Raw genomic sequence first — 4395 nt, 5'->3', positions numbered from 1 at the left:
ACCGCCATGCTCGGCTATCTGGTCACGTCGCCACTAGCCGCGGGCAATGTGGTGATCTTCAAGCATTCGCCGCAGACGCCGCTGATCGCCGAGCTTGCCGAGGAGGCGTTTCGCGCCGCCGGCGGGCCGGAAGGGGTCTTCCAGAGCCTGCATCTCGACCATCCGGACGCCGAGCGGCTGATCGCCTCCGGCGCCTTCAACGCCGTCAATTTCATCGGCTCGGTCAATGGCGGCCGGCGCGTGCATGCGGCCGCGGCCGGCACCTTCACCCAGGTGCATTTGGAGCTCGGCGGCAAGGATCCGACCTATGTGCGCTCCGACGCCGACCTCGAAGCGGCGGTTCCGCTGATCGCCGAGGGCAGCTATTCCAATGCCGGCCAGTCCTGCTGCTCGGTCGAGCGCATCTATGTCGATCGCTCGATCCATGACCGCTTCGTCGAGGCGCTGGTCGCCGAGACGGCGAAATGGGGGATCGGCCATCCGATCGGCGAAAAGCCGATGGTGGGCCCGGTGGTGCGCGCAGTCGCGGCCGACGCCATCCGCGGCCTCACCGAAAGCGCGGTGCGGGCAGGGGCCAGGCGCCTGATGCCGCAGGATGGCGCGCTCAAGGCGGCAAAGCTTGGGACCGCCTATGTCGCGCCGGAGGTGCTGACCGGTGTCGACCACACGATGCAGATCATGCGCGACGAGCTGTTCGGGCCGGTGGCTTGCGTCCAGGCGGTCGGCGGCGACGACGAGGCGATCCGGCTGATGAACGACAGCGATTACGGCCTCAGCGCCTCCATCTGGACGCGCGATGTCGAGCGGGGCGTGGCGCTGCTCGACGAAGTCGAGGCCGGCACGGTCTATCTCAACCGCTGCGACCATGCCGACCTCTATCTGCCCTGGGGCGGCATCAAGAATTCCGGCCTCGGCCGCACCAACGGACGCGCCGGCCTGATCGAGGCGACGGCGGCGAAGGCGTATCATGTCCGCTCCGTCATCGCCTGACCGCCAAAGGCAACCGGTCGTGCGGGACCTTGAAAAGCTTGGCGATACGGCGGTCGGGGTGCTTGCCGCGGCCGGGGTGGAACGGCTGCTGCCGGATGCGGCCAGCCCTTATCTTCTGATCGCCGAGCATGCCGGCAACGTCGTGCCGGCGCCGTGGCGCGATCTTGGCTTGGCGGAGCCTTATCTCGGCACGCATTTCGCGATCGACATCGGCGTCGATGCGCTGACGCGGCGGCTGTCGCGAACGTTGCGTGCGCCGGCGGTGATCGCGCGCTATTCGCGGCTGTTCCTCGACTATAATCGCCCCGCCGATGAGTGGGATTTCATGCGGCCCGACCTCGGCGGCATCCCGGTGCCGGGCAATTTGGCCGTGGACGCGGCGGATGCGAGGCTGCGCAAACTTGTCGCCTGGGCGCCGGTCGAACGGGCAATCATCGAAGCCGCCGCCGGCAGGCGCGCGCTGATCTCGGTGCATTCCTTCACGCCGGTGATGGGCGGGGTCAAGCGCAATGTCGATATCGGCGTGCTGTGGCGGGAACAATCGCTTTTCGTCAATTCGGTGCTGAAAACACTGAGGACCCAGGGCGCGGAAGCAGGCTTCAGGATCGGCGACAACGAACCTTACGACTGGCGCCAGGCCGTCGGCTACACGCTGAACCGGCATGGGCTGCAGCAGGGCAGGCCCTGCCTCTACCTCGAGGTCCGCAACGACCTGCTTGCCGATCCGGAAACTTTCGAACGCATCAGCCGCCTTCTCGAAAATGCCTTTGCCACCGTCGCGATGTCCCTATGGCCGCAATCAGCCGCAGCCGTCTAAAGGCTGGACGCTCAAATAGCGGAACGCTAGAGCTTGTCGAATTGGAAACACGGCAGCCAAGGGCGTGGACGATGCAAGGCAATGTGGGCAGCAAGATCCGCGACGCGCGCAAGCAGCAGAACATCACCTTGCGCGACCTCAGCGAGCGCTCCGGCCTTTCCGTTTCGCAGCTGTCGAAGCTGGAGAATGGCAAGGCCAGGCTGACCGTCGACATCGCGCTGATGATCGCCGGCGTGCTGCATGTGCCGGTGGCCTCCTTCCTGTTCAGCCCGAAGCCCGGACCGCAGGCGCGCCGCTCGATCACGCGCGCCGGCAGCGGCATCCTGCATGAAGGCAACGCCATGGAATTCGAGGTCTTGTGCAGCGATTTTCGCGACAAGACCAACATTTTCTGGCGTGTGACGCTGCGCGCCAGGAACTTCGAGGAAAACGGCGGCTGGCGCAGCCATTCGGGTGAGGAGTTCATCCATGTGCTGAGCGGCAGCCTGCAGCTCCACACGCTGCATTACGACCCGACCGTGCTGCAGCCCGGCGACAGCATCCTGTTCGACGGCGAAATGCAGCACGCCTATGTCGCGCTCGGTGACGAGCCCGTCATCATGCTGATGTCGAACACGGTGCCGCGCGACGGACTGCCGCCGGGAGCAGGCGTCTGACCGACGGGCCATGGCCTTTCCGTTCAAGATTTTTTCTAAAATGGAAAAAAATACTTGTTCTGGAAAAGTCGGGGGACTAGCATCCTTTTGACCGGCCGACAGGAGAACAGCCAGCGGCCGGGAATGGGAGAGATGACCGATGCTGTCGGTTGAGGCAGTCAGCAAGACATTCGGCGGCGTGCAGGCGTTGCGCAACGCCTCGCTGACCTGCGAGGCCGGCGAGATCCTCGGCCTCATCGGTCCGAACGGCGCAGGCAAGTCGACGCTCGTCAACGCCATTTCGGGCGTGCTCAAGCCGGACAGCGGCAGCGTGCGCCTGGCGGGCGAGGAGATCACCGGCCGCGGCCCCGAACATTGCGCGCGGGCAGGGGTCGGCCGCACCTTCCAGACCATCAGGCTGTTCAAGGATTTGACCGTCCGCCAGAACGTCGAGGTGGCACATATCACCTGTCGCGCCGTGCGCCTCGACGCCGCCAAGCGCATCGGCGTCGATCAGCTGCTGCAGCAATATGAGCTGGCAGGCTTCGCCGACAGCCCGGCCGGAACGCTGCCCTATGGCAGCCAGCGTCGACTCGAGATCGCCCGCGCGCTGGCGCTGGGGCCGTCCCTCCTGTTGCTTGACGAGCCGGCCGCCGGCCTCAACGAGGCCGAGTCGGAGACGCTGGCCATCGCCATCGAAGGCATCCGCCGCGACGTCGGCTGCGCGACCATCGTCATCGATCACGACCTGCGCTTCATCAACCGGCTCTGCGACCGGCTTTGCGTGATGGACCAGGGCCAGGTGATCGCCTCGGGCGAGACGGAGGACGTGTGGCGCGATCCGCGCGTCATCGAGGTCTATGTCGGGCAGTCGGAGACAGCCTGAGGGTAGGGAAGAACAACCGCAATGAGAGGAAGGAGGGGTAGAATGGAAAAGATTTTGCTGGGAGCCGCGGTCTTGACCGCGGGGCTGCTGCAGGCAGGGCATGCGGGCGCGGCCGACCTGAAGATCGGGCTTGCGGTCGCCATGACTGGCGCCTACGCGCCCTACAGCGAGGCCGAGGGCGCGCGCTGCATGGCCGACAGACTGAACAAGGCTGCAGGCGCGAACGATCCCAAGGTCGAGCTGATGATCGAGGACAACCGCTCCGACCCGCAGCTTTCGGTTTCGCTCGGCCAGAAATTCCTCGATGCCGGCGCGCAAATCATCACCGGCGTGCCGTTCCCGGATGCGCTGATCCCGATGGCGCAGACCGCTCAGCCTTACGGCGCCACCGTGTTCTCGGCGCCGAACACCCAGCTCGAGATGCAGCAGGCCGGGCTCGACAATTTCATCGCCGGCGCGGTGCCCGATCCGATCAATGCCGCGGCCACCGCCAACGCGCTTTACGGCAAGGGCGCGCGGACCGTGGCGCTGATGGTGTCGCCCGATGCCGGTTCCTATTCGGAGAAGCTGCCGGAGTGGTTCGGCGAGGTGTTCGAGCATCTCGGCGGCAAGGTGGTCGGCAAGTTCAACTATTCCTACGGCACCACCGACTGGTCGCCGCAGATCGCCTCGATCAAGGCGTTGCCGCAGAAGCCGGACGCGATCCATATCTGCGCCGTGCTGCCCGATGTCGGCATCCTGATCCGGCAGCTGCGCGCCAATGGCTATGACGGCTGGGTGGCCGGCTGCGACGCCTTCGACGACAAGTCGCTGGAAGGCACCGTCGGCGATCCGAAGTCGCTGGAAAAGGTGATGTTCGCCACCCACGGCGCGACAGGCGTCGACGGCCCGATCGACAAGTTCCTCGCCCAGTGCAAGGCCGACGGCTACAAGATCAACGGCATCTTCGATGCGCTCGGCGCCGACATGGTGCAGATCAGCTACGAAGCGGCGAAGAAGGCCGGCACCGTCGACCCCGCCGCCTTGCGCGAGGCGATCCGGGCGCCGGGCGGCTATCCGGGCACGAC

General features: G+C 65.9%; 5 protein-coding genes. All 5 read left to right on the top strand.

The window, feature by feature from the left end; genetic code table 11:
* The coding region (locus EOD07_RS24320) for an aldehyde dehydrogenase family protein (RefSeq protein ID WP_127237254.1) at window positions 1–990 on the top strand (990 nt) is incomplete at its 5' end.
* A gap of 19 nt (window positions 991–1009) precedes the next feature.
* Window positions 1010–1807 carry an N-formylglutamate amidohydrolase gene (locus EOD07_RS24315; protein ID WP_164772475.1) on the top strand — a complete coding sequence of 266 codons (798 nt, stop codon included), beginning with the start codon at window positions 1010–1012 and terminating at the stop codon, window positions 1805–1807.
* Window positions 1808–1878: 71 nt separating this feature from the next.
* The gene (locus EOD07_RS24310; RefSeq protein WP_040982255.1) at window positions 1879–2463 is read left to right on the top strand and encodes an XRE family transcriptional regulator; all 585 of its coding nucleotides are present in this window, start codon (window positions 1879–1881) and stop codon (window positions 2461–2463) included.
* Window positions 2464–2602: 139 nt separating this feature from the next.
* Window positions 2603–3328: an ABC transporter ATP-binding protein gene (locus EOD07_RS24305; RefSeq protein ID WP_127237252.1), complete on the top strand. Its 726-nt coding sequence runs from the start codon at window positions 2603–2605 to the stop codon at window positions 3326–3328.
* A gap of 42 nt (window positions 3329–3370) precedes the next feature.
* A partial coding sequence (locus tag EOD07_RS24300) for an ABC transporter substrate-binding protein (protein ID WP_164772474.1) occupies window positions 3371–4395 on the top strand: 1025 nt, incomplete at its 3' end.

The sequence above is a fragment of the Mesorhizobium sp. M2C.T.Ca.TU.002.02.1.1 genome, from assembly GCF_003997225.1.
This window is presented reverse-complemented; position numbering and strand designations above follow the sequence as displayed.